This window comes from Mycolicibacterium palauense (genome assembly GCF_002592005.1).
Classification (GTDB): Bacteria; Actinomycetota; Actinomycetes; order Mycobacteriales; family Mycobacteriaceae; genus Mycobacterium; species Mycobacterium palauense.
The window spans coordinates 1-24,687 of sequence record NZ_NVQF01000086.1; the positions used below are offsets into that span (position 1 = coordinate 1).

Annotated in this window: 22 protein-coding genes; 12 read left to right on the forward strand and 10 right to left on the reverse strand. The window is 66.0% G+C overall.

The window, feature by feature from the left end; genetic code table 11:
* The first annotated feature begins 1,159 nt into the window (after positions 1-1,159).
* Positions 1,160-1,330 (forward strand): hypothetical protein, encoded by a 171-nt coding sequence (locus tag CSR00_RS30835; RefSeq protein WP_176562242.1) that lies wholly within the window; start codon positions 1,160-1,162, stop codon positions 1,328-1,330.
* Between the two features lie 237 nt (positions 1,331-1,567).
* Here CSR00_RS30835 and CSR00_RS24570 read toward each other — a convergent pair whose 3' ends face one another.
* The 5 genes from CSR00_RS24570 to CSR00_RS24590 all read right to left on the reverse strand — a co-directional run bounded on the left by CSR00_RS24570 (position 1,568) and on the right by CSR00_RS24590 (position 4,297).
* Entirely contained in the window at positions 1,568-1,879 is a 312-nt protein-coding gene (locus CSR00_RS24570) for a hypothetical protein (protein WP_099025030.1), read from the reverse strand.
* Between the two features lie 143 nt (positions 1,880-2,022).
* Complete coding sequence (locus CSR00_RS24575) at positions 2,023-2,316, reverse strand: hypothetical protein (protein ID WP_099025031.1); 294 nt, start codon at positions 2,314-2,316, stop codon at positions 2,023-2,025.
* Positions 2,313-2,525, reverse strand: a complete 213-nt coding sequence (locus CSR00_RS24580) for a hypothetical protein (RefSeq protein WP_099025032.1) — start codon at positions 2,523-2,525, stop codon at positions 2,313-2,315. Before CSR00_RS24580 ends, CSR00_RS24575 begins: the two co-directional genes overlap by 4 nt.
* A gap of 80 nt (positions 2,526-2,605) precedes the next feature.
* The gene (locus CSR00_RS24585; RefSeq protein WP_141564475.1) at positions 2,606-2,971 is read right to left on the reverse strand and encodes a hypothetical protein; all 366 of its coding nucleotides are present in this window, start codon (positions 2,969-2,971) and stop codon (positions 2,606-2,608) included.
* Positions 2,972-3,034: 63 nt separating this feature from the next.
* Positions 3,035-4,297 (reverse strand): hypothetical protein, encoded by a 1,263-nt coding sequence (locus CSR00_RS24590; RefSeq protein WP_245906492.1) that lies wholly within the window; start codon positions 4,295-4,297, stop codon positions 3,035-3,037.
* Between the two features lie 669 nt (positions 4,298-4,966).
* Between CSR00_RS24590 and CSR00_RS30840 the strand changes: the two genes are divergently transcribed.
* Positions 4,967-5,164: a hypothetical protein gene (locus CSR00_RS30840; RefSeq protein WP_176562243.1), complete on the forward strand. Its 198-nt coding sequence runs from the start codon at positions 4,967-4,969 to the stop codon at positions 5,162-5,164.
* 513 nt (positions 5,165-5,677) lie between these two features.
* Here CSR00_RS30840 and CSR00_RS31380 read toward each other — a convergent pair.
* A complete protein-coding gene (locus tag CSR00_RS31380) occupies positions 5,678-6,097 on the reverse strand; it encodes a hypothetical protein (protein WP_245906494.1) in 420 nt (139 codons plus the stop codon).
* 694 nt (positions 6,098-6,791) lie between these two features.
* Entirely contained in the window at positions 6,792-7,640 is an 849-nt protein-coding gene (locus CSR00_RS24610; RefSeq protein ID WP_141564476.1) for a hypothetical protein, read from the reverse strand.
* A gap of 2,450 nt (positions 7,641-10,090) precedes the next feature.
* Between CSR00_RS24610 and CSR00_RS24625 the strand changes: the two genes are divergently transcribed.
* A complete protein-coding gene (locus CSR00_RS24625) occupies positions 10,091-10,612 on the forward strand; it encodes a helix-turn-helix transcriptional regulator (RefSeq protein WP_176562244.1) in 522 nt (173 codons plus the stop codon).
* A 555-nt stretch (positions 10,613-11,167) separates the two neighbouring features.
* Complete coding sequence (locus CSR00_RS24630; RefSeq protein ID WP_099025039.1) at positions 11,168-11,689, forward strand: type II toxin-antitoxin system Phd/YefM family antitoxin; 522 nt, start codon at positions 11,168-11,170, stop codon at positions 11,687-11,689.
* A gap of 151 nt (positions 11,690-11,840) precedes the next feature.
* On the opposite strand, the gene CSR00_RS24635 is transcribed toward CSR00_RS24630, so the two are convergent.
* Positions 11,841-12,182 (reverse strand): hypothetical protein, encoded by a 342-nt coding sequence (locus tag CSR00_RS24635; RefSeq protein ID WP_099025040.1) that lies wholly within the window; start codon positions 12,180-12,182, stop codon positions 11,841-11,843.
* An 863-nt stretch (positions 12,183-13,045) separates the two neighbouring features.
* On the opposite strand from CSR00_RS24635, the gene CSR00_RS30845 reads away from it, so the two are divergent.
* Positions 13,046-14,167 (forward strand): hypothetical protein, encoded by a 1,122-nt coding sequence (locus CSR00_RS30845; protein ID WP_176562245.1) that lies wholly within the window; start codon positions 13,046-13,048, stop codon positions 14,165-14,167.
* 499 nt (positions 14,168-14,666) lie between these two features.
* Here the strand turns inward: CSR00_RS30845 and CSR00_RS24650 are convergent, their stop codons facing one another.
* Together CSR00_RS24650 and CSR00_RS24655 are read right to left on the reverse strand one after the other, a co-directional pair.
* On the reverse strand, positions 14,667-15,914 hold the full coding sequence (locus CSR00_RS24650) for a hypothetical protein (protein ID WP_099025042.1): 1,248 nt from the start codon (positions 15,912-15,914) through the stop codon (positions 14,667-14,669).
* Positions 15,911-16,696, reverse strand: coding sequence for a hypothetical protein (locus CSR00_RS24655; protein WP_099025043.1), 786 nt, complete (start codon positions 16,694-16,696; stop codon positions 15,911-15,913). The genes CSR00_RS24650 and CSR00_RS24655 overlap by 4 nt, the downstream gene beginning before the upstream one ends.
* A gap of 763 nt (positions 16,697-17,459) precedes the next feature.
* On the opposite strand from CSR00_RS24655, the gene CSR00_RS24660 reads away from it, so the two are divergent.
* The 7 genes from CSR00_RS24660 to CSR00_RS24690 all read left to right on the forward strand — a co-directional run.
* Positions 17,460-17,693, forward strand: coding sequence for a hypothetical protein (locus CSR00_RS24660; protein ID WP_099025044.1), 234 nt, complete (start codon positions 17,460-17,462; stop codon positions 17,691-17,693).
* A 6-nt stretch (positions 17,694-17,699) separates the two neighbouring features.
* Positions 17,700-18,668: a conjugal transfer protein gene (locus CSR00_RS24665; RefSeq protein ID WP_099025045.1), complete on the forward strand. Its 969-nt coding sequence runs from the start codon at positions 17,700-17,702 to the stop codon at positions 18,666-18,668.
* Positions 18,669-18,699: 31 nt separating this feature from the next.
* Entirely contained in the window at positions 18,700-19,017 is a 318-nt protein-coding gene (locus CSR00_RS24670) for a hypothetical protein (protein WP_099025046.1), read from the forward strand.
* The gene (locus CSR00_RS24675) at positions 19,014-19,415 is read left to right on the forward strand and encodes a hypothetical protein (RefSeq protein ID WP_099025047.1); all 402 of its coding nucleotides are present in this window, start codon (positions 19,014-19,016) and stop codon (positions 19,413-19,415) included. The genes CSR00_RS24670 and CSR00_RS24675 overlap by 4 nt, the downstream gene beginning before the upstream one ends.
* Before the next feature lie 44 nt (positions 19,416-19,459).
* Entirely contained in the window at positions 19,460-21,901 is a 2,442-nt protein-coding gene (locus CSR00_RS24680) for an ATP-binding protein (RefSeq protein ID WP_099025048.1), read from the forward strand.
* Positions 21,901-24,111 carry a hypothetical protein gene (locus tag CSR00_RS24685; protein WP_099025049.1) on the forward strand — a complete coding sequence of 737 codons (2,211 nt, stop codon included), beginning with the start codon at positions 21,901-21,903 and terminating at the stop codon, positions 24,109-24,111. The genes CSR00_RS24680 and CSR00_RS24685 overlap by 1 nt, the downstream gene beginning before the upstream one ends.
* A partial coding sequence (locus tag CSR00_RS24690; RefSeq protein WP_176562246.1) for a hypothetical protein occupies positions 24,108-24,687 on the forward strand: 580 nt, incomplete at its 3' end. The genes CSR00_RS24685 and CSR00_RS24690, both read left to right, overlap by 4 nt.

Consider the following 24,687-nt stretch of genomic DNA (forward strand, 5'->3'; position numbering starts at 1 on the left):
CCCCCGGCTTCGCCGGGTGGAAGGGAGCCCGCCTGCGGCGGGCATCGAGGCCTGGCGCCTGGCGGCGCCTATGTTGCGTGGTTGAGTGTGGTTGTTAGACAACAGGTTTCGAGGTGTTGGGTTGGGCGGGATGGCCTGCGGCCATCGCTTTCGGTCATTTATCGTTGTGGTGCAACAGTTTTGGAATCCTGTGGGTGGTGATGGCTTCGCCATTGGTCATGCCTCAATCATACTGTATTGCAATGTGTTTCGGGTATGTCGTCTCGGCTTCGCCTCGACTCGTGTGGTGGAGCTGCGGGCGCCCGGCCGGCGGCCCCGACTCGAGGTCGTTGTGCGCCTTGGCATCTCGACTCGCATCCCGGCTGCGCCCTCAAAGACCATTTGCATTGTGTGGCACCGTTATTCGACTATAGGTCACTACACGCCTACGGCGCTTCGGCCGTACAACTCATGGCCTGGATGGCCGCGGTCCGGCGATTTCGACACCGAACGCTCCACATAGCTGCCACTTGCTTACACTGCAATACCTGAGGGGTCGGAATCAACTCGATGCACATCCCCGCGACGCAGTTTCCGGACGCGGCCGATCGCGCGGACGTCTGCACCACCGAGGCCGTCAGCTGAGATGCTCGTAGTTTCACCACGGCGCAAAGGAGGGCCCCGTTGATGTCGTTGCGCACAGCCTCCAACTCGGTCTCCAGACGCCGCAATGCCGCCGCCGCCCGCCGAAGGTGCCGATCGCGCTGCTCACGAGCGTTTGGCGATCGTCCGCTACCACGATGCCTACCTCGACGCCCTGTCCTCCGAGAGCAAGCTCCCGCCGGCCGACGACTGACTCCTCGTCGGCAACACACCTGTCCCACGAGTCTCTCGAACTTGTAGAAGCCCCAGGCGCACACCTTTACAGGCCCATCTCGGTGACAGTTGGGGATCGCCGCCGCATGGACCCAACTCGGAGGTCGTCAACGCAGATGGCCCGTCAGGCCCAAGTCGCCCAGGTTCGGCTTGCGGTGGCCTCTACACGGAAGGTCGCCGGAATCTTGTGCGCCACCCTGTAATCGGCCGGCGCTCAGCCCAGAAGAGTTGGACCACCCTATTCCGTTCACCGGGGCCGCGTGGTCAGTGCTCCTGGCGGCGCTGCCCCGAACGGAGCATCACCATGAACATCTGGGCCACCATCGCCATTGTCGGCGTCGTTGCCATCGTCGGCTACTACCTCACTGCGGCGTTCATCGTCGCCAAGACCGGATCCACCGCCGGCATCGGTGACCTGGCGCGCGGAGCCGCGGCGATCGTCACGGCGCTGTTCTCCTCCGGTGGCGACAGCTAGACCGCCCTCACCGCGCCTGGCGTTCACATCAGCTCCGCCCGGTGCTGATGATCTCGCTCCACGCGCACGTGCATGGTGACCCGATTCAGCGGAGGCGCCGACGTGTGCTTCCACGACACCGCGGGTGACGTGGACCAGGCGCATGATCTCGTCGGACGGGCATGAGGAGCCCGACCGGGACTTGGGCCGCCAGTAGCGAGACGTCCTCGGGGCTGAGGTCACTCACCCGGCGCGCCCTCACCGTGTTGCCCGGCGCACGGTGTAGCTGATCCATCCGGTGAACTCGCGCATGATGACGGGCTCGCGGCCGGTCTGAGCGCAGAGCACCTGCAGCACGCCGTCGCCGGCGACGACAGCGACCACATCGACATCGGCGGGCAGATAGCGGGTGGCGGAGATGATCTCGGTGTTGTGGTCGTCTAGCTGGACCTCGACGCTGGCCGCGCCGGCGAGCTGGCACTCGCGGTAGTACTCGACGGGCATCGGTTCCAGCAGCTCGGGATGGTTGAACACGAACAGCTTGGTCGTGAGCGCGGTGTCGGTCTTCATCGGATAGGTCCTTCTTCTTTGTGTCCGCGCGATGGGTTCGCGCAGTTGGTCCTACCGTAGGAAACGACCGTGCAGAGCTTCCGGTCACAACCTCCTGAGCTGCGCCGATAGATCTATCCAGCACTGGACCGCCAGCGTGCGGGTCAGGCTTTGCGTCCGAAGATCTCCGAGGCCGGCAGGGTTCGTTCCACCACGCACCACGCTCCCCACAGGTGGGGCTGCACGTGCAGTGTGGTGGTGTCCATCATGTTGGCGAAGCGGATCTCGACGTCGACGAACTCACCGGGCTTGGCCGCCTTGAGTTCGGCTTCGACCCGCTTGGCGGCGTCGGCGGAATTGTCGGCCAGGCCGTACATCATGAACTGGTCTGGTGGGGCGGTGGTGCTTTGAAGGGCCAACACCCACGCATTCACCACGCCCGCGAAGTTCGGGTTCATCGGTTCTCTTCCAGTAACTGCTGCAGCGCCTTCACCACCACCGCCCTCAGGGCGGGCACGTTAGCCGGCTCCACCATTTCAGCATCCAGGGCGGTGTCGGAGAGGCCGCGCAGACGTGCCTCTTCCTCCTTGGATGGCCCTGTCACGTGAAGGAGGAGTTGAATCGCGACGTCGCGAGGCGGTTCAAGACGCATGCTCTGACTCGTCATGGCTATTGGTGATCCTCCCTGTCGGTCGGCGAAAGGTGTCTGTCCGCCCTGCCGTCTCGTCGCATGGCGTGAACTAACGTTCAGAGGCTCTTGCGGAGGACTTCGTAGAAGCCGGCGGGAATCACGTCATCGAGTGTGAAGCCGTAGGGCTCGATGACCGCCAGCAGATGCTCTCGGGTCACCTCAGGGTCGATCTCGTCGTCTTCCTCGGCGTCGTCGATGGTGAGCCCTTCGAGGTAGCGACGAAATGTGATGTCCGGCCCAGTGTTCGACGCCTTGTACAGCCCTCCGATGAGGTTCTTTGTCGCCTTTTCGAAGGCGTCGAAGCTCTCTTCGAAGCTCCGGGGTTCTTGGTTCTCCATCTGATCGGTTCTCTTTCCACTACTCGGGACCTCATCGTGGTGGCCACTCGTCTTGCCCGGCACTATGCCAAAAGCGTGGGACATGCTGAAAGTGTTGAAGTGTTGCTGCTAAACCCCCTGTTCAAGGGCCAAATCCTGGGGCGTCGCTCAAGCGTTGGGCTCTACGTCGAGGGCTTCGAACTTGGTGGCCCGTGTGATTACGGTCTGGTCGACGTCGCGGTAGGTTTCATGGGCCTTGACCGTGGCCGCAGCGATGGTGAATCGCTGCCCGGTCTCGATGTCGAGCGCGCGATGGGCCTTCCATACGAGGGTGTGCCCGTCGTCGGCGATCGCGACGAGGAAAGTTGTTGTGCCCCAGTTACCTTCGTCGTACTTCACGGTTTTGGCGGTAGCCGTGATGTCCTTGATTCGTTGTCCGACCTCGCCGAGGTGGCCGGCGACGACGGGGTGGGCTTTCCGCTCGGCTTCGATCTGCTGTTGGCGGGCGTAGACCTTAACCAGTGAGCCGAGGATGCCGACGTTCTTGCCGGTGACGCTCTCGCCGGCGAGCAGGACCCGCAGGTTGCGTCCGTAGTCGCTGTCCTCGGCGGTCTCGGTCACCGAAGCCTTGATCGCGGCGAGCAGTTCGGTGTCGGCGAGGTGGCCGGCCGCTTCGGCGGCCTTGGTGCGGTAGTACTCCCGGTCGGCATCCCTGAGCTTGTTGATGTCGAAGAACAGGCTGGTGCGCACCCTGCTGACCGTGGAGGTCTCGGAGTACGTGCCAGACGGGATGTAGGCGCGGCCCTTGTCGGAGTGGGCGAATGCGTAGGCCAGCACGACGTCGACCGAGGCGCCGTAGTGCCGAGGTCCGAAACCGCCGTCGACGTCGTTGCGGGTGAAGGCTTCCAGTTCCTCGTCGAACGTCAGAGACCACAATCCCTTGGGGCTGACACCGGTGTACAGCTCGATGCACGAGTGCCCGAGCTGGATGATGGCACCGTCACGATCATCGCGGACGAGGTAGAGCCGGGACCTGCTGCGCTCAACCTGGCAGTGGTCGCACGCGTTGTCGCCACGGGGGCTGTAGCCACCGAGTTCCTGTCCGGGCGCCGAGTGCACGGTGACGCCGGCTTCCTCGGGCACCAGACGGGCGACGAACGTGAAGTGGCCGTGCCGCAGGGTCAGCGGACCGGTCAGCGTTGCGCGGACCCAGGGCTCGTAGACGTAGACCGGTTCGTGGTTACTCACCACCGCCATATCGGCCTGAGTGATGTTCTTCTGGCGCTCGAACTCCTCGTAGGCCAGTTCAAACCGGGCGTCGAGACCCGCCCGCGCCAAGCGCTTGTTCGCCTGGGCGATCTTGGCTTTGAACGCGTCGAGCTTGTAGGACGGGATCTCCCACTCGTGGGTCTCGACGGTCTGCAGTTCCATAGCGATCATGCTGTCCCCCTGGGGGATTGGGTGACCTGACGCGCACGCCCGGCCGGCTTCTCTGTTGTAAACCACTTTACACTATTAGTCGTGTTTGGGCTACCGGTTTTCGCACTCCTCCCCCTGTTCTGTTGAAAGAACGCACGTGCAGCGGCACGTGCAGCGGCACTGGCCGGTACCACCGCCTCGACGTCCGGTGCCGGCGTGGGCGCGGCCGGCGGCTCCCGGCGAGTCACAGCAGGCCGCTCGGGCAAGCGCCGAAGCCGAGACGCCAGGAACGCACCCGGATTCTCGATGAGGTTCGGCCAGGACCAACCACGCTGGCTCATATCGGCGTTGAGCGCTGCGGTGATCTGGGGGGCCGTCCACGCCTCCAGGTCCAGGCCGGAGCGGGTGAGGGCATCGCACACGTGCCCGATGTGCCCGCGGCCGAGGCCGGCGCAAAGTCCCCGCCGGCCGTATTCGTTGCCGACGAGCTCGTCGGCCAGTCTCTGCAGGTGCAGGGGCCGCGGCGCGGAGCGCCGGGCCCGCCGTGCCGGTCTGTTGGCCGATCTCGGTGACTGCGGCGCGCGCGTGCGCGTGCTTGGTGAGGTGTTACCAACAGGACTTACCCGCCTATCCCTTCGGGATGGCGGTAGGTCGCAAACGCGGGAGTTATCCACAGGACTCTTGCGACTCACCAGGTGCCACACCGAGGGCTTCCGTAGATCGATCGGCGCCAGGGCCGATCCGGTGCCGCGGCGGATCTCGACGGCGAACCCCGCTTCGGCGAGCAGCCGGCGCACCGTTGTCACCGTGCGCGGCGAGCAGCCCGCGGCCGCGGCGGCCGCGGCGTTGGTGACAGCACAGTGCCGGCCGCTGCTGTGATCGGCGTGGGCGGCCAGCACCTTCGCGACCCTCATCAGCATGGCCGGGCGCAGGTGAACCCGGCCGCGGACGGCCTCGCCTTCCTCAGTCGCCAGCCACCGCTCGAGTTCGATGATCCATTCCGACCGGCTCACCCATACCGGCATCGACGCGGGCGCGTGCCCGCACTCGACGATCCAGCGGCGCCGAGCGCGGCGCCGCTGCGCACGCACTGATCGCTTCGTGCGCGACGGTGAATTATCACGATTTAGCTCACGGAATAGCGCGTCATGTGGACCCGATTTTGGGTGTGCGCTACCGTGGCACCTGTCCGCCAAGACAAGTCCCTTCGGGGAAGGGCGCAAGCCCAACGAGACGAGTTCGTACCTCGTCTCGACAACTTCAGATCGAAGCCCTTAGCCCTGCCAGGCTGAGGGCTTCGATGGTTCTCAGACCCTCCGTCGACGGTGTGGGTCTTGCGCCGCGTATTCAGATGTCGTATTCGGCCCCTCTGCCAGAAAGGGCCCACATCTCCTACATCGCCAGCGGCAGCCCCTCCTTGCGTCCGAGTTCGACCACGAGGTCGTCGCGGCCGACATGCATCGCGAGCACGTCGGCGACGTACTGACTGACCGAGGACACCCCGGTCGCCTTCTGCCGTTGGTGAATCGCGGTCCACACCTCGCGGTGCGGGCGCGTCTGCACCAGAGTGCGTCGACCGGGGTACGGGCCGGTCGGCGTCTCCATGTCCGCGTCGAGGGGTAGAGACTGCCGATGCCCGAGGTCGGTCACCAGGTCCTCACGGCCCACGTGAATCGCCAGGACGTCGGCGAGATACGGACTCAGTTCCTTGATGCCGGCAGCGTGCTGCCGACCGATGACGAGATCAAGCACCTCGTCGAACGGGCGAGTCTGAATGAGCGCCCGGTCTCCCTTGTGTCGTCGGCCAGCCATGGCGTTCACCCTCTCACTCAAGATCGCAAATCTGATTCGGACACGCCGGGGACGCGCCCTGCAATCCGTAACATCCCACTCCCCCACCGGCGGTCCGACCGCCTGGGAGTTCGCGTCGATTGTTGCCCTCTGGCGGGGAATCACGACCAAGAAGCACAAGGCTGTGCACGGCGTACTCCTTTACCATCTGGTCCGCCTCGGCGGTCGACATCGGGGCGTAGGGCTCGTCAGCGCCGATTGAGCTGGCGCACAATCCGAGGCCGCGTAGGCCTGCGCCCACTGGTGAGCATCGGCGGGACTGGTGAAGCCACCCTCGGAAGTCACGAAACCGTCGCACCCACCGCAGTGCGCGCCGAACGTCCGCAACCCGTACCACCTGGTCTTCAGGACCCGCAGGACATGCCCCGCGGCGGATGTCATCGGCTCGAACAGTGATTCGTCAGCCTCCACACGCAGCGCAGCCTCCACGCGCTCCAGCGCTGACAGATCCGCCGTTGACCGCTCCAGCGTCGCGCGAGCATCGCCGCTGCACCGCTTCGGGCCGCCGGTCTCATGGGCTGCCTTGCACATCAGTTCTTTCCCCTTCCCGCTGTGTCCGCCCCCAACGCAAGGGAGGTGGTCAAACAGGAAGTACCGGCCGATGACGGTGATTCCGTCAGGCGCCGGAAAGCCGCGACAGATTCCCCGCTGCGCTCTACTCGCTTGACCCGAGTTGTGGATGGACGGGACAGCCGACCTCGGGGATCGAGATCGCGGAGTACCCGCGCAGCACCGCGCGGGCGCGCGCGGCGGTCTCAACCAGGTCGATCGGCTCGTGGTTCCCACCCGTGACCACCGCGGTAAGCCACCCCCGATAGAGCTCGGCACAGTCCTGCACGTCCTCACGCGCATTCCCGTACGCCGCCGCCCACTGCAGGGCGGACGAGTTGAGCGCGGCGGCCGCGTCCGCCACATCGGCTGCAAGCCACTCCGCGAAGCGATCCAGCATCGCCGCCGGACGTTCTCCACTGCTCATGGCCGCGCGCAGAGTGCGCGCCCCGCTGCGCAGCTCAACTGCGGCCGCGCGTAGGTGTGCGACGTCGACTGGCGGCCGTGCGCCGAAGTCTGACCCTTGTGAAAGAAGTACCGTCTGACTCAGTGCGGCATGGAGGTCGTTCGAGATCTCAGGCGGCGGGGTGGGAGTGCCCGCAGATCGAGGGGATCGTCGGACGCTTGGCTCGCTGGACGGATTGAAGACGTCGATCTCCAGGCCCATCAAACCCAACTCGGTTCGCCGAACAAGTGCCGCAGCGTCATGCGCGTAGGCCAGGACGCCTTCTGCGACGCGAGCCAACTCGTCACCCGCCGACTCCAGTAAGTAAGCGAGCCGCCGCGACTCCTGGCATGTGCGGCGGCAAAGGTGAATGGTGGTTGCGTCGGTCGCCGGCGTCATGACGGGCAGCCGAAGGCGCACACCTCGAAGCGCGAGGTCGCCGGCCACGTCGGCGACTTGATCCGCGGCCTGGCGGACCGCAGACAAGCTGAGTTGTAGCGTGGTGGGCATGTGCCCCATCTTGCCCCTGTTGAAGCGTAGATCGGGCTGCGGCAACCTCTCAACCTGCGTGAACGGGCGCACACAATGCATTCACAAACATTGTGAATCATCTGTGATGAACGCTCATAAAGATCGAATATGAGTGTCACATCGGTTGCACGACAAAGTCATGAGCGCCTCACATTTTGACTACAAGTACCATCCATGATGATCACGTAGCAGTGATGTCTGATCGGCGTGACACGCACATTGTGCCTTGATGATCTGCACGATCATGTAATGAAATTAGTACGTTGCCAGTACGTGACTTACACATTCAGTCTGCAATAGCAGCACATTGTGGCAACGTTGGCAATACGTGAGTCGCACGTCGGCCACACGTTGACCTGATGCTGCAAGCATGTATGACACACATTGTGTTAACCAAACGATCACCGCATAAGTACATTATGCAAACACAACATTGATGGTATGAGCGCAAGAGAATCACACTACGTCGGCATCACCTGATATCGGCACGATCCGTCACTGTGACAGTAAGGAATCGTTCACGCCTCATATGAAGGTCACATCGACTCCATGAATATCGTGCGATCACTCGGCGTCGGCCGCTGATCAGTCGTGCGCTGATTCCTCGCAGATTGTGCGTTGATCCTTCTCATAATTGGCGCACAATGATTATGTGCTGTGAGCGGACCGTTAACCCATTTGAGCAGCGGCAACAACTTCGACACGGGTTAGCTCAGGGATTCTGATCGGCCTGCACTGGCGTCTGGTTGCGCCGCTGCCGGCCGCAGGCACCCCAGGTGGACGGGTTACATGCTCCCGACCCTTTTAGGCGCTCTACGGGGCTCTCAGGCGGTTGTTCTTGAGAACGGCTGGAACCCATCTGGGCGCTCGACGTCTGGAATCCGAGGCGCCAAGGGTCCGTCTCGACGGGGGAAAGTGGCGCCTGACCAGTACAAACCGGGTGGGTCAGGAGCCCGTGCGGGGGAGTCGCAACCTGCGGGAGAGGGTCTCGCGGATGCTGCGCTGGGCTTCGAGCCGAGCGGCAGACGGCTCCAAGGGCTGCAGGGGAGCGGGGCGGGCGGCTGCATCGGCGGTTTCGGTGACGGGCGCCGGCCGCACCTGGACGGGCGGTGCCGGCCGTGCGGGGAGATTGCGCAGACGATGGGCCAGGAACGGGCCCGGCCGGGTGATCTCATTGGGCCAGGCGATGCCACGTTGGCGCATGTCGTCGTTGAGGGCGAGGACGAGCTGGGGGCCTGTCCACGCCGCCAACTCCAGGTGGCTGGCGTGCAAGGCGTCGCAGAGCTGCCCCACCACGTGGTGACCGGCACGCGCCCCGAGGCCGGTCGACGTCGAAGCCAACCAGCCGGCGAGCCGCTGCGTGTGCAGTGGCCGCGGGTTGCGGCGCCGTCGCTGCTTTTTGGGAGATCGATCTCGCTGCGGGGCGCTGTGCGCCTCGCTTGGAGATGTCCAACCCACAGGACAAGACCCCGTCACCCTTCGGGAACGGGGTAGGTCGCAAAATCCGTGTTTATCCACAGGCTGGCGGCGCGAGGTGAGGTGCCATACCGACGGGCGGCGCTGGTGAACGGGGGTGGTGGGCGATCCGGTACCGCGCCGAACCTCGACCGCGAACTCCGCTGCGGCGAGGACCCCACGCACCGTGGTGACGCTTCGTGGGCTGCACCCAGCAGAGCGGGCGACGCGAGCATTGGTCACGGCGCAGTGCCGCCCGCTCGTGCCATCGGCGAAACGCGCGAGTACGGCGGTGACCCGCGTGAACAGGCGTTGTGTCACGTGGGCTTGTCGCAGGACCTGAAGGCCGGCGGTGCTGGCGGCCCAGGCGGCGACTTCGCAGGTCCACGTGGTCCGAGAGGTCCACATCGGGGTGGTGGGGGAGACGGCGCCGGCTGCGCGGATCCAGTTGCGTCGGCGGATGCGGAAGTCGGCCTGTTCGAGGCGATCGCTGCGGACTGCCGTCGATTGCGTGGCGAAGTGCGAACTGTGACGGTCTTGTGACCGTCCGGCCGCACTTTCGTCGCATCCAACGTTTGCCAAACGTGCTGGTAGCACGCTAAAATGGCGGTGTCGCCAAGACATCCGCTTCCCTTCGGGGGAGCCCGCCGGTTGGTAGTGCCAGCTACCAACCGGTTTTTGGTTTTCTGGGTGAGGTATTCAGTTGTCCGGGCGCTGCCAGGCGCCCGATGAACGCAAATCGTGCCACGCGTTACCACCAGCGGCAATGTTCGTCGTTGCAACCCGCCGTCGTGAGAGGCCTAGTTTTCGGCAAATCTGATATGGCTGACCTGCGGGTTTCAACGCGTGTGGCAGGAGTGAAATTCACCCGTGTCGGCGTGTTGCGTCGCCGCGGTACCTGTGCCGGGAACATTGGGCCGGTTATAGTCAACGTGCCAGAGAGATCGTCGGGTCAGGGAAGGGAGGACGCGCTCATGCGTTCCACACCGGCAGGCATGCCCGGGGTCTTCAAGTACCGCAAGATGCAGGACCTGGCCAAGAAGCAGGGGTTGACCAATCGCGCCCTCGCGGCCGCCGTGGAAGTCAACCAGGGCACGGTCACTCGGTGGGTCAAGGGTGAAGCGGCGCCGTCGCCGAAGTACATAGCACGGCTCGCCGATCTACTCGGCGTCGATGCCAGTGAGCTGTACGTCGTCACCGAGACCGCTCGCAATCTCGCCTACTACCGCATTCTCGCTGGTTACAGCCTTGCGCAGCTGGCCCCTCTGATCGGAACCAGCCCGGTCCATCTCGGTCGAATGGAAGCCGGCCGCAGCTCGATTCCCCCGCAGGTGCGCGACAAGCTCAAAGAGCACTTGAACATCGACGAGGATCGTTTGGCAAAGGCCATCCGCCGATCGCAGACGCGCCGCCACCGGCAGGTTGCACGCCCGCTGGAGCCCTACGAGTTCGTACCTGCGACTCCTCCGTCGACCCGCGAACTCATCGGCGCCTAACGAATCGATCAAACCGCGCGGAAGTCTCCGAACTCCGCGCCATGTTGTCGTACTCGGGGAAAGTCGCACCGCCACCTCGGCCGGGAAGGCGCGTGCGCGCCGACGAATTCCCCACCACGGGGAACTTTCCTCACCAACGAAATCCGCAACGATCCGCCGGCCGTTCTCGGCCCGTGCCGAGTTGCCGCAGTGGTCCGGGCGGTGCACGTCCACGTGAAACCGATCACCGTCGCGCCGACCACCTCGGCGTCCATGGCGATCCCCTTCGCACGCCGACGCGATGCCGGATTGTTGGATCATCGCGATCTACCGCCACGCAGGTGGCGGGTACTCCGAATAACCTGGACCTGGCGAATCCTTCGCTCGGGTAACGGTATTCGAGGAGACCTTTCCGAATGCCCGCTCACGCTAACTGTGCTATCTCATGAGATTGGTGACACCGAGGGGGAAGCCTGGCGGCCACCCTCGGCCTACACGGTGCATCACGTCCCTGCGTGGAGGGCCGCGCGGCAAGTTACGTAGTTTTGAACGTATATTCCCGTATGCTCTGAGGCTATGAAGATAGACATGAACACGCTGGTCTCGGCAACGGATCTCAACCGCAACTCTGGACAGCTCATTACTCGCGCCGCTGCCGGCGAGAGGCTCGTCATCCTCAACCAGAACAAGCCAGTCGCCGCGATCGTGCCCATCGACGACCTCCAACGACTGGTCGACTGTGACAACATCCCAGCGTCGTCACAGCCTGTATCTCCCGGGCCGGCCGGCGGTCAAAGTGGCAGTGCCCGAAGTTCCTCCGCTGCCCGGGCCGTGCAAACAGCTTTAGGCGGAGTCAGTGTGAGTGACGCCTACTTCCGGCAAGGTATTACCTTGCCGCCTGTCGGGACTCCGCCGGCATGTCCGATTCCAGCTGCGGAGTTACAAGCGGGCGACGTCGGCATGTTTGAGGACGACATGGCGATTGCGCTTGGCGACGGCAGTGCTCTGGCAGCCGGGCGGGTCCAGCCAATCGACACCGTCTGTTCGGGACCGGGCTTCCTTGGATGGTTTGATCCGCATACCCCGGTCGCTCGTTGACTGCGGGCGTCAAGCGGACGGGCTGCGCGCCGATACATGTCACCAATGTCGTGTGACAACACAGCTAACCCCTGGCGGGATCATGAGTCGACTGGGCGAAACATCCGGCTCGGCCGTGCCCCTGGTTCCGGTGGCGGATGCCGCTTCAGGCTCACCGTTGCACCGGCCATTCGCCGTAGGGACTGAGCGCCTGCGGCTCCACCCACAACTGCATACGCAGCCGGGACTGGCCGTTGGCGCTCGTCGGCCAGCAAACACAGTTGGCAAGCCAACCGCCGTCCGCTCGGCGCACCCACGCGACTAGCCGACCGGGTATCTCCAGCTCCAAGCGCACCCCGCAGGCGCGCACCCACAACGGCAGCTCGTCCTGCCGCCGGGTGACGTCTCCGAGGCCGGGAAACGCACGGGTGAGATCGATGCACACCTCGCGGTCCGCACTGAACAGGGTCGGGTACGCCGGCGAGGAGACCCATTCGTCAAACGTCGGATCCATGGCCGTCCGGCAAAGAATCGTCTGGTTGGTCCATCGGCCGCTGATCCATCTCGCGTAGTTCGCAGCGCGGGCCCAGATCGGGCAGATAGGCCACGAAGGCGCACGAGCAACAGCGGTGGGTGCGGTGCATGTGCCCGCAAACACAGTGCGCAACCCCCACGAGAACCTGGAACGGACCCAGCCGGTGGCCGCAGCGCCGACAGACCGTGGGCCGCGGCTCCGCCCATCCCCGGCGTGTGCGGCGCAACTTCACAACGCTAAATCGTACATGCGTTCGATCCCACCGAACCTCGGTGGGATTGCGAAGAAATCAGCACCGCGAGATCGTCATCACCGAACGCCTCAGTCATGCGCAGGTCGAAGCAGTATCCCGAGCGACGACTCGGTGGCGCACAACCAGACGTCGCTGACCATCGCCTCCTCGAACGATTTCCCGCGCTCAGTATTGGATTCGGTGCGGCCGACAGCGCGAGCTGCCGGTCTCCGCGAAGGAACCCCTCGGGGGTGAACACGCATCCAACGCGCCGCGATGTCGATGCGGATCGGCGCGCGCTCACATGTCGCTCGGCGGCATTACCGTCTTGCCATGCAGCTCCACCGTGGCGATGCGGAACCAACCGCCGCGCCCTCACCCTCCCCGGTTGCGATTCGGCCGTCACCACAGGCCACCCCAGCGGTGACGAATCCGGCGATCTCGTCGAAGCCGTCGATCAGGTGGCGCACGGGGGTGGCGAGGGTGTCCTCGGTGTAGACGTGGTTCCACCGAGATCGGCATCCCGACACCCACCGCCAACGCGGTCATCGACAGCCAGACCAGCCTGTGCCGGTTCGGCGACAAGTGGGTGCGCTGGGGGACGACCACCGTGGAGAAGGTGGAAGCCGGTCTGCATCTCCGCAGGGTCCCGTCCCTTCCGGCAGAGATCGCCAGCACCATCGGCGAATGCTCCGAGCGCGCGGTACGCGAAGCGCTCTACGGCGACGACCGGTTCGTCCGCACCACCAAGCAGAACTGGGCCCTGCACAGGTGGGGCCTCCCCGAATACACCGGGGTGTTCGCCGAGAGCGCGCTGCGCCTGAAAGCGCACGGGAAACCGGTGAGCACCCAGGCCATCATCGACGACATCACCGCCACCTTCCCCGACGTCGCCGAAGCCTCGGTCCGCTCCTACCTCAGCGCACCCGGATTCATCATCAAGGACGGCAAGATCCGCCGCCGCCGCAAACGCGACGGCTGGCCCGCCGTCGCCGACTTGAACACAGTGCGCGGCGTCTTCCGCAACGGCTTCGATGAGATCCGGGTCGCCGTACCCGTGACCGCCGACCTGCTCCGCGGTTCCGGTCAGAAGATCGCTCCCGCCCTCGCGACCGCCTTGGGTGTCCAACCCAAACAGCGCCGGAAGTTCACCGGCCCGCTGGCCGACCTCACCCTGTTCTGGCGGGAGAGTGCAACCAACGGCGCCACCGTGGGGTCGCTCCGCGGCGTGGCGGCCGCCCTGGATGCCGCACTCGACGACACCCTCGTGCTCATCTTCAACACTGCGGACACCACCGTCGACGCGGCCCTCCTGCGCGCGGGCTACGATGACGCCGCCGAGTTGGAAACGCTCCTCGGAACGTCAGCGCCCAACCCCGCCGCCGCGCTCACTCAGGCGCTCACATGTGCCCGCGCACAGTTGCTTCCGCTTCTGCAGCGGCGTGGAGAGACCGGTCTACTGACAGCGCGCAGCGGGTCCCACATAGCGCGAATGCGGACGCCCGGTCCGCCGCGGGGGCGCTCTCAGTCCCCGGCCGCAGCCCACTCCTGCAGCCGCTCGGGCCGCAGCCTGCCCCGGTCGAATCGCAGCTGCTTCCCCTTGTTCAGATCAACCGCGATCTGGCGCAACTCCTCGGCGCGGCTGCCACCCCACTCGTTGCGCAGCGCCTCCACCATCAACGCGTCCGGGTCGAGCGCGAAGCCACGACTGCGCAGGAACGTCAGCGCGTGAATGACCTCGGAACGCTCCCGCTTGTCGAGCAGTCCCTGGTTGCCCACCGCGATGCCGGTGAGCCCCTCAATGGCAGCGCGCAGCGCGGCCGGCGCCGCCGTCACGGGCGCGATCTCCTGGCCACCAAGATGCTCCGGTGTGAAAGCGGTGACCCACGGTCCCGTGATGCGACACGCCGGGAAATCGCGACGGGCCGTGTGCGCCGATCACCACGAGGCCCTCGACCTCACCACCACGCTCGACTGTCGAGGACCTCAGCCAGGTTCAAGAAAACGCCGACGACGGTGCCCCGCGGGCGATCGTGGAACCGGGACTTCGACGATGGTGAGGTCACCGGCAGGCCGAGCTGGTCGAGCTTGTTCTCCTCGATGCTGCGGGTGTCGGGGGCGTGAATCGTTGCGTCCTCGCCGGCCCATTGCAAAGCCAGCGCGGGGGAGAGGTTCGTGGGACTCGACGTACGCGCGGCGCATCCTTCGACCCTAGAACCGAGCAGCGCGCCTTAGGTGGCGCGGTGCCCGATGATGCTGATCGACGACACCGCGAAGTCCTTCAGATCACCCGTCTTCGGTGTGTCCGAGGCGATCACTCCACCCTGGCCCGGAATGGTGGTGGTGTCGGCAACCGGCCCGGTGGGCGTACCGAATTCGGTGATCGTGATCGTCATGGCCGACGCCAGCACCGGCGGCTGAACGGGCGTGACCACTTCGTCGCGAAGGTTGTTGGTCGGCTGGGTCAGGCGCGTCTCGTCCGGATCGTTGAACTGGTACTCCACGGTCGCCGCGGTCTTGTGCTTCAGCCACTCATCCGAACCGTCCGGATTGACGCGATTCCATCCCGGCACGATGGAGACGCCGGTGACGACGTACCAGTTGTCGAACTCCACGCGCAGCACCGTGCCGGGAACGCCGTACGCCGGAACGCACATCCATGCGGTGTTGACGTCCGAGTCGAATGCCTGCATCGGATCGGTCGACCCGGCGGTGCACCGGCTCGACGCGGACTTGATTCCGATCGGTCCGTCAGCGCCGGGCATACCGGGGTCAGCTGGTGCCGGCGAGGCGGGAGGCTGCGCAGTCATCGTGGGCACCGAGTAGGCGGGTGTTGTCGGGGCGCTCGTCGCGGACTTCTCCTGCTCGCCGCCGGGCAAGACCAGAACCACTACGGCGAGAACCACCACGACCACCGCGGCGATCGCGCCGAGCCGATGCGAGCGGCGGCCCACATCGAACCATCCGAACCGCCACCACGGCTTGTCGCCGGCAAGAACGTCGACTGCTTCGGCGTCCGCGTCGGGCACCACGATGTCGTCATCGTCGGAATGGACGTACGCGCCTCGCCCGGTGCCCGACAACAGGCCCTGATCCGGGGCACCCGTCATCACCCGATTCAACTCGTCGAGATCGGACTGCTCGTCGGCGGTGAGATCGCGATGGTGGCGATCCTCGTCGCCGTAGCCCGCATAGGCAGCGTCGTACTCATCGGCACCGCCACTCCCGTCGCCACCGTCCTCACTGCCGGGCATCCACTCGCCGTAGCCCTCGTCGGAGTTCGACGCGAACTCAGCACTCACGTCGTCGAACAAGTCCGGGTCGGCGAGCAAGTCATCGGCGATCGCGTCTGCATGACGGTGATACAGATCGGACATATCGACATCACTTTCGGGGATTGGAACCGCACGCCACTCCGAGTCGAGCGCGTCACCGGTGTCGCTGAATTTTATCCCGTCGGCATCGGAGAACCCGGTCACGCGGCCACACCAGTTCGCACGACGCCAGCGGCATCCTCCCGGCCCCACCGCGCCGCAACACATGCACGATCGAGATCGTCGCGATCGGACTCCACGGCATCACGCAACCGCGTGAGTGCACGCCGCAGACGTGACTCCAGTTTGTTCTCGGTGACACCCATCAGCGCCGCAACTTCGCGCACCGGCACCGCGGCGTCACCGCCGAACCGGATCTTGAGCGCACGGTGATCCTGCTCGGCCAGAACGCCGCGAGACAGCGCCCAATCCAGAAGCACGTCGGCGGTCAAATAACTGTCCGCTTCGGCGTGCACATCCTCACCGGCCACGTCCTCGAACGACGGTTCCGCCGAGCACACCGGCGCCTCGTGCATCTTCGTGACAGTGCGCAACGTGATCCAGTACAGCTGCGCATCGGCGTGCTTGTGCGTGGGCTTCACCGCCGGCAGCGCACGCGACAAGAACGCATCCACGGTGACCTGGAAGCGCTCCTCCATGCAGTCACCCGGAGCATGCCGGGCGACCGAGGAGAGCATCACCGCCTTGGCGCCAAGCAGCAGTGTCGCGGCCAGGCCGACACCGCGACGGTGCTCTGCCAGCAGTAGCGCAGTCGATGTGGTGTCCCGGCCGCCGAGTGCGTCGAGAAGTTGCTCGACGCTGGCGACGTCGACGGTGCGCATCCACGCGTCGACGAGCGCGCGGTGCGAGCGCAGGCAGGCGGTGCGCAGTGCGTGATCGCGCAGCGCGGCGGCCGGGCGGGGGAGGGCAAGAGGTTGAGTGGTCATCGCCGGTTCTCCTGAAGGAGTCGTTGAGCGCCAGTGCGGCGCGTCTGATGACCTCAGCCTCGGAACGAGTTGTGAGCTAACCGTCAGCCACGACGTGAGGGGTGGCGTGACAGGTGCCCGTCAGCAGCCGTCACGCATGTGATGTAGGCCATATTTCAAGTCGTCACACGGCCTGGAACTGCGCGCATGCAATGCCTGAGGGTTGCGCGACAGCGATCTCGAGTTCTCACGCGACGGAAATTCAGGAGCCCCGATTTCACGCGCACAGCACACTAATGGAGGGTGTGCACGCATCGTGCGCGCCGGCGAGCGGGCAGTGTGCACCCCGTCGTGCGCGTCATGTGCGCGGAACGTGCGCGGCTCCGCCGATAGCTGATCACGCGGCATGTGCGCGGTTCGTGAGCGGTCGCGCACAATTCATGTGCGCGACCTGGGGGGAAGTCTTCGGCGACGATTGTGACGTCACATTCACACGGTTGACCTGCGAAAATAGCGCCAGCTATGTACCCTCGGTGGGGCGACGCTGTCCTTATCGCTCCGCTGCACGGCCAGCGTACCCCCAATGTCAAGGGCGTGTAGCAAATCAGATATGTGTCGGCGCGCCAGTCCGGGGGACGCGCTATTCGCGATAGCGGGTTAGCTGCTCAGACCCGAATCGAAATCCGTCGCCCAGGCGCGCGACGGAAACCACCCCCGCGGTCGGTACTTCACGGATAGAGGCGGCACTCAGGCCCGCTCCCCGTTCCCGAGAAGGAAACCCACCATGGCGACCTCCGCATCAGCCCGCTCGCGCAACGTCGACATCAGCCCCGCCATCGCCGCTGTGCGCGCCTACTCGCGCGCGGTGAAGATCGCCTGCGACGAACTGCACGACGATCCTTTTGACGTGAACGCCCGCGCCGCTCTTCTCAAATTGATCGTCGACGACAGCCCCGAAGCGGACGCCGCATTGCCCCGTGCGCTCGCCGAGAATGGCGCCGGGACTGTGGGAGACTGAGTTACCGTGACAGGTAAAGTTCCCAACAAGAGGAAACACTTCGACGAACTGGTCAAGCCCCTCGACCGCGGCCTGATCATGCGCCGAACGGTCAACGTCCTCGGCGTCCTCGGCGGCCTCTTCGCCGTCATATCTATCCTCACGTCACTGTGGCCCGACGCCACGCAGACCGACGCAACCCCCGGCAACGCCTCCGTGCCGGCGTCCACCCTCGTCACCGGTTTCGCCCGCGATTACGTGACCACGTACCTCACCGCCAAGGCCGGAGACGAGGACAAGCTCGCCCGGTACGTCACTGTCAAAGACATCAAATTGCCGCCGATCGCGGGACAGTTCACCGACACCGACGTCGCGTTCGCCAAGCAGATCACCACCACCGACGACGGCGTTGCACTGTGGACGGTCACGGTCTCCGGTCTCGTCAACGGCGCCACCACCACCACGCCTCAACGCACCTACTACCGCGTCCCCATCACCGTCCTCGACGGCGCTCCACGAGCCACCGCTCTGCCGATGCAGGTGGCCGGCCCCGGTGTCGGCGTGGACTTCCGATTGGGCTACCGCTACACCGTCGCCCCCGACTCGCCGCTGGCGACCACCGCTGCCGGATTCGTTCGCTCCTACCTCACCGGCGGTGCCGACTTCGCCCGCTACGTCACCGCCGACGCTACCGACAAGCCGATCCAACCGGCGCCCTACGCGAAGGTCGACACCATCACCGTGGACGCGAACGTCAGCGGCAACGGCAGCGGAGCAGACAGGGCCGAGGTCTACATCACCGTGGCCGCGCGCACCAAGAACTACACCCTCACCCAACTCGCCTACCCGCTCACGCTGAGGTCCGTCGAAGGCCAGTGGCAAGTGATCTCGATCGCCTCGGTACCGCTGCTGCAGACCCGCCCCGACAACCCGCAAGAAGCCACCAATACCACCACCACACCAACGACTCCGCCGCCAACGCCGACGCGCGGCTGACCCCTCAACCGAGAACGAAAGGACCTCTCCAATGACCGACATCCAAGTCCTCCTGGAGAACATCCGCGTCGTCGCCGTCGGGTGCGCCGGCACGCTGCTGCTGCTCTGGGGCATCTACTACTTCTTCCGAAACCTGTTCGGCGAAGCGGGCCGCAACCCCGTGAAGATTGCGGTCTCCGCCCTGGCGATCACCGGCGCTGCCGGCGTGTTCGCCATGATCCCGTCGCTCATCAGCGCCGGCAGCAGCACAGGCGAGCAGATCGGTGGTGGCGGCGGCTACTCGATGCCCGCCCCGGCATCGCTGCAGTCCGCAGTCGCTGACGTCCCTCACCAGTCGACGGCCGCATGACCTGGGTGCGCTGGGTACGAGTCGCAACCTCGGGGCGACGATTCCGCACCTACGTCGGCCGCCTTCCCGGTGGCCGGAAGCTCCCCGGCGGCGCGCGTCCCATCGAGCAGATCGTCGGATTCACCGCGATTCTCGTCGCGACCATCTTCGCCACCCGACTGCTGCCCTACAACGCGGTCGCCGTCTTCGGCACCGGCGTCATCCTGGCGTTCGTGGTCACCGCAGCCCTGAGCTTGATCAAGTACGACGGAGTGCCCGTTCTGGGTAAGACCGCACGCCTGGTGAGTCTCGTCGTCGATCGCAAGCCGACCGTTCTGGCCCGCGAAGAACTCGATCGACAGGCCCAGGCGAACCCTCACGCATTCGTCATCGACGACACCCCCATCGACGCCGCCTGACCCGCCAAGGCACAGCCCCGCACAACGAAGGACCCGAGCGCCCCGTGAAGCTCCGACAACCGACCGCAGCCCGCCGCCACCATCTGCAGTGGACCCATCACGGCGGCGTCTTCGCCACCTACTTCGTCGAGGCCCTCGACTACGGCCTGCGCCAACCCGAAGACAAGGCCGGCGTCGCGGACGCGCACGAATCGCTCATTCTCAACTGCCCCGACAACACCCTGCTGCTGAGCTTGCAGGCCCCCCTGGATCTCGTCGACGTCATGAACCGCTCGCTGGATCGAGTCGACCTCCACCGCACCCCGGACTACATCAAGGAAGCCGTCGCCGGGTACAAGCGCATCGCCGAGATCGCACCGCTCACCCGCATCTACACGATCACCTTCCCGCTCGGGAAGAGCGCACTGACCGGTGAGCTTTCCGCGCGCGACGTCGCCGAGCAGCTCGCCGCCGCCGACGAGCTGCTCACCGTCATCGACCCGGAATCGAACTTCCGGCTCCAACCCGTCCCCGAGGGACTGCTGCCCTTCATCTGGAATCACAACCTCATGCGGGGATCGGCACTCGAACACGCCCCGCACAACCCGGCAAACGCCTCGCCGAGCACCGCGGCCCCCACCCCGTACTTCCTTCCGGGCATCCTCGACGAAGGAGCCCGCACCGAGAAGTCATTCCGCCGCAGCTTCGACCCCATGCTGAAGGCCATGATCCGGCTCGACGAGGGCGAGGTCATCAACAGCTACCAAGCGATGCTGACCCCGATGTCGTTCCCACCCGCGATGGGATTCCCCGGCCATTCCGAGTTCCTGTCCGTGCTCGACGGCATCCCCGATGTCAGCGTCGACTGGGCCATGCGCGTGCGCCGCCGCGACCGCGAATCGGCCATGCAACAGAACGAGAAAGTCCTCGGCAAGCTCGGTGTCCAACTCGGCGAGCGCGACAGCGACGTCGGCTTCCACACCCAGGAGCTGCGCCGCAAAGTCGACACCCTCGCCGCCTACAACGACAGCCTCGCCACCAACGAGAACGCCGAAGAGGTCGAGTTCACTACCGTCCTCGCCGTCGGCGCTCCCACCCAAGCAGAGCTCACCCGCAGCGTCGGAACCCTCAAAGCCAAGTTCCGCCGCCTCGGCATCCGCGTCGACGCCCCGCGTGGAGCACAACGCAAGCTGTGGATGATGCTCAACCCCGGCGCGCCGGCCGACAGCGTGTACACCGACTACCAACACGTCACCGCCACCCCCGACTGGGCCGGGTTCGTCCCCTTCACCACCGCGCGCCTGCTCGACGACACCGGACCCATCATCGGCGTCAACCTGCTGTCGGGACTCTTCGAGCCGCTGCACTTCAACTTCCTGAACAAAGTGCTCTCCGACATCAGCCCGGCCATCGCCATCGCCGGCGAACTCGGGTCGGGCAAGAGCTACTTCACCAAGACCTTGATCAGCATCATCGCCGACCTACTCGGACAGTTCCTGGTCATCGACCGCTCCCAGCAAGGCGAATACATCCCGCTGCTGGAATCGATCCCCGGCTCGGCCCTGATCACCCTCGACGAGCCGAAATTCACCCTCGATCCGCTGCGCCTGTTCGGCGATCCCCACAAAGCGCGACGCATCGCACTCGACACCATCCTGCCGCTGCTCAACATCCCCGTCGTCTCCGCGCCGGGCGTGCTGCTGGCCGAGACCCTGCAACCCGAACACCGTGGCGCGTACAACCTGCGCTCACTAGCCGACGTCCGCGACCACCTGGCGTACCGGGCCGCCCGCTCCCAAGGCCGCGACGCCGACGATCAGCAGACCCTCGTGCGCGCGATGGACGCCGTGGAGGCGCCGGTGCTCTTCGACCGAGCACTGCCACCGATGCCGCTGTCGGCCACGGCGACCGTCGTGCGGACCCACACCCTGGCCCTGCCCACCGTCGACGAGCTGACACTGACCCACGCCTACGCGAACCTGCCGTGGCGCAAACGCCTGGGACACACGCTCTACGAGCTGGTCGGACTGCTGGCCCGCGATCAGTTCCTCAGGCCGGGCCGCTTCGGCGCCCTGGTCGTCGACGAGGCCTACCACTTCACCGCCACCACCGTCGGCAAGCAGATCGTCGAGGAGTTCGTCCGAGACGGCCGCAAACACGCGGCCGGCATCATCTTGTCCTCACAGGACCCGAAGGCCGACTACGCGTCCACCGCACACAACCTCATCCCGAACCGGTTCGCCTTCCGTCAACGCCACACCACCCTGGCGGCCAACAGCCTGGAATGGCTCGGTGTCGACATCGAGCGCGACGCCTACCTGATCAAGCAGCTCCGCGAGAACACCTCACCGCCGGTGGGCCGCGGTGAAACCGTCGCCCCCAACCGCCGCGGCGAGTGCTTCATCGCCGACGGCCGCGGCCGCATCGGGCGAGGGAAGATCTTCGGGCCCGCGCGCGAAGACCGGGCCCGCGCGGTGTCCACGACACCCGAGCAGGTGACGATCTGATGCTCGCCGCCGCATTCCTCCCCACAGGGTGGGACCCCGCCCTGCCCACGCTGAGCCAGCTCTTCGCCCGCGGCTGGGCACTGTCCACCACCACCCGGCTGCGCAAATTCACCATGCTGCCGATCTACCTGCAGCTGTGCCTGTGCCTGATCGCATTGGCCTTTCCCGCCGAGGCCCACGCCGCGATCGGACCCCAGAGCCCGGTGCTTTACGTCCTCGGAGTCACCGACTCCTACGGGGTCCCGCTGTCGCGCTACGCCATCTCCACCGACTACGGATCGGTCCTCGACGGGGGATCTCAAGCGGTCCTGGCGACCCTGCTCGAAGCCGAAGCCGGACTGTTCGTCGTCATCGGCGGCGTCGCCATCTGGTTCCTCATGTACGTCATCAGCTTCGGGTTCCTGCCCGACCTCGTACAACCCGTAGCATCCGTCGTCCAGGACTACGCCGGCCAGATCCTGCCCGGCGTCGCCGCGATCGCCGCGATCATCGCCGCCACCTTCGTCGCCCTGAACATCCTGCGCGGCAACCTGCCCCGCGCCGCCTCCCAAGGCGCCGCCGCGGTGCTCGTCGCACTCATCGGCGGCGCGCTGGTCTACTCACCGATCAGCTGGGTCATCTCCGACTCCGGGCCCCTGGCACAGGGACGCGACGTGGCCGTCAGCCTGGGATCCAACTCCGTGGCCGGCCTCGACAACACCACCGACACCCTCAACCGGCTGGAGGGAACGCTGGCCACCTCGTTCGTCCGCCGGCCGTTGCAGACCTGGAACTTCGCCGGCCAGCCCGACAGCACGCCGAGCTGCGCGGCGGCGTGGAGCGACGGAGTGAACTCCGGGGACCCCGACAACATCAAGGACGGCATCCGGGCATGCGGCGCCTCCGACTCCGCCGCGATGAAAGCCACCGCCGACAACCCCAGTCCCGGACAACTGGGCACCGGTGTCCTGATGCTGATGTTCATCGGCATCTTCGCGCTCTTCTGCGTAGTCCTCGGCTTCCACATCGTGCTCGAGTTCTTCCGGGCCGTGGCCAACGCCTTCAAACTGCTGTGGGGCTTCGCCGTCGGCGTCATCCCCGGCGGGCCTCAGGCGTCCCTGGTCAACACGTTCGTCGCCATGCTGTTCTCCGGGGTGGCGATGTTCGGCTACATCACCATGACGATCTTCATCGGCGAGATCGTGACCGTCGTCTTCCGCCAACAAGGCAACGGCGTCGTCGCGATGCTCTCGGCGCTGATCCTGATGATGGTGGCCATCCGGCTGGTCTTCGCGATGTCCAAGAACCTCAAGCAGACCAGCGCCAACGTCGCATCCGGAGTCATCAACAGCGTCGGCGCCGCACCGCCCCCACCGAGCACGAACATCCTGCAGGAGAAGGCCGGCGGATTCCTGCGCGACAGCACCGTGGTCGCCGCCGGTGTCGGCGCCACCATGGCCGGCGGCGCGATCGCGGCCCGCTCCCCGTCGGCCACGCATGCCCTGAGCGTGGTGGCACCGTTCGTCCGCGGCGGACGGACCTCGATGGTCCGCCACCTCGACCGCGGCGCCGACATCTACAACCGCAAGCAGGACGCCGAGGAACGCGAACGGGCCCGCCAGGAAAGGGACGCCGCGAAGGCGGCAGCCGAGCAGGCCAAGACCGAGGGCGCGCCGCCAACCGCATCCACGGCGACGGCACCCGACACCACTGCCACCGGCCCGGCGGCCGGCAACGGTGGGGGGCCGGCTGCAGCTCCTTCGGCGTCCCCGCCGGCGCCGCCTGCGGGAACGGCTCCGCCCACCACGCAGTTCAGCGCCGCGCCTGCCGGCCGGGACGTCCCGCCGTCACGGGCGACGCCGCTGAGCGCGAACGACCTCCAGCCGCCCGCGGCCGCGTCGCCACCGTCCACCAGCGGTTACGGCACGTCCCCAGGGTCCACGCCGAACGGCGCCGGCTCCCAGGGCGGACCACCCCCGGCACCCCGAACCGGCTCCGGGGCACCGCTTCCCGACTGGAACAGCCCCGTGACCAGCGACGATGACACGTCCCCGCCGCCAGGGCCGCGGCACGGGTCCGCCGGCGCCGAGGCGGCGCCGCCCTCACCGTTCGAGCAGTCGGCAGATCCGACCCCGCCCGCGGCGCCGCCTACGCCGCCGGCCACCGGATCCACCCGGCCCCTGCCCCCGCCGGCCGGCCCTCGACACAGCGATGAGAAGGGAGCCCCGTGACTTCACCGAACACCGAACCGCCTCGCCAGTCGATCCTGCGCGGGCTGGCGGGTGCCGCAGCAGCTCAGGGGGTCCGCAAGGTCGCCGTCTCCGCCGGCTCCGCGGTGGTCGGCGCCGTCGGATGGCCGGTGATCCTCGCCGTCGCCGCGGTCCTGATCCTGCTGGCCCTCGTGCTGGTCATCACCGCGATCGTCGCCCTGAGTCGCATGTCCGATCAGCAGCACAACTTCGCCTACCAGTGCGAATCCCGGCTGGGGTACTCGGTGGGCAACACCGCAGCCCTGGCCGTCGTCCCCCGCCTGGCCACCTCCGTGCCGATCGAACAAGCTCCGGTGACCGCCTGGGAGACCACCGCCCTGCAGCCGGCGACGACCACACCCACCACGGCGCCGGTCACCACCACCTCGACGCCCGCGACCACCACGACGACGACCAGCGCAAACAACACGTCCCCCACCAACCCGTACGCCACCCTCACCCCACCCCCCACGGCCGACGCCAACACAACCGCGTCCCCTATACGCAACTCACAACACACGACACCCAAGCAGACGTCGGAAGCCGACCACCGCGTGG